We start from the raw sequence: 1,225 nt of genomic DNA, 5'->3' as shown, positions 1-1,225 counted from the left end.
TTCAGGACGACGTCGATACCGGCGCGGGCGCACGAGTAGGCGATGCCCGCCCCCATCATCCCCGCACCCAGCACGGCCACCTTGCGGACCGTGCGGGGTTCGATGCCCTGGGGGCGGTTGGCGCCGGAGTTGACGGCCTGGAGGTCGAAGAAGAACGCCTGGATCATGTTCTTCGAGGTCTGTCCCGCGGCCAGCTCGACGAAGTAGCGGGCCTCGATGACCTGGGCGGTCTCGAAGTCGACCTGGGCGCCCTCGACGGCGGCGGCCATGATGTTGCGCGGGGCCGGGTAGGGGGCGCCGCCGGTCTGCTTGCGCAGGTTGGCGGGGAAGGCCGGGAGGTTCGCGGCGAACTTGGGGTGGGCGGGGGTGCCTCCGGGGATGCGGTAGCCGGGCCGGTCCCAGGGCTGGGCCGACTCGGGGTGGGCGTCGATGAACGCGCGGGCCTTGGCGAGCATGTCCTCGCGCGTGCCGGCGATCTCGTCGACCAGGCCGTTCTCCAGGGCGCGGCGCGGGTTGTACTGGGTGCCCTGGAGGAGCACCTTCAGCAGCGCGTCGGTGATGCCGAGCATGCGCACGGTACGGACGACACCGCCGCCGCCGGGGAGCAGTCCGAGGGTGACCTCGGGGCAGCCGATCTTGGAGCCGGGGGCGTCGAGGGCGATCCGGTGGTGGCAGGCCAGGGCGAGTTCGTACCCCCCGCCGAGGGCCGCGCCGTTGATCGCGGCGACGACCGGCTTGCCGAGGGTCTCGATGCGGCGCATCTGGTGCTTGAGCGCCATGCCGCCGTCGAACAGGTGCTGGGCGGTCTCGGGGGTGACCCGGATCAGGTCGCGCAGGTCTCCGCCGGCGAAGAAGGTCTTCTTGGCGGAGGTGATGATGACACCGCGGATGGAGTCCTTCTCGGCCTCCAGGCGGTCGGTGATCACGGCGAGGGAGTCGCGGAACGCCGCGTTCATGGTGTTCGCCGACTGGTCGGGGTCGTCGATGACGAGGGTGACGACGCCGGTGCGGTCCTGTTCCCAGCGGATGGTGGTGCTCTCGGTCATGAAGGAGTCTCCGTTAGAAGGTGGCGGGTCGCTGGGAGGGGTCAGAGGCGTTCGACGACGGTGGCGATGCCCATGCCTCCGCCGACGCACAGCGTGGCCAGGCCGTAGCGCTTGTCCTGGCGCTCCAGTTCGTCGACGAGGGTGCCGAGGATCATCGCGCCGGTCGCGCCCAGGGGGTG

1 protein-coding gene and 1 pseudogene are annotated in these 1,225 nt (G+C 70.8%); both read right to left on the bottom strand.

Features of this window, described 5'->3' with window-relative positions; genetic code table 11:
- On the bottom strand, window positions 1-1,046 hold a 1,046-nt coding region (locus ACZ6A9_RS32545), incomplete at its 3' end, for an enoyl-CoA hydratase-related protein (protein ID WP_468993318.1).
- 41 nt (window positions 1,047-1,087) lie between these two features.
- Window positions 1,088-1,225, bottom strand: a pseudogene (locus tag ACZ6A9_RS32540) (acetyl-CoA C-acyltransferase); the annotation flags it as partial.

The sequence above is a fragment of the Streptomyces sp. NPDC041124 genome, assembly GCF_055592385.1.
Note: the sequence above shows the minus strand (reverse complement) of the source record. Positions and strands in the feature narration are given on the sequence as shown.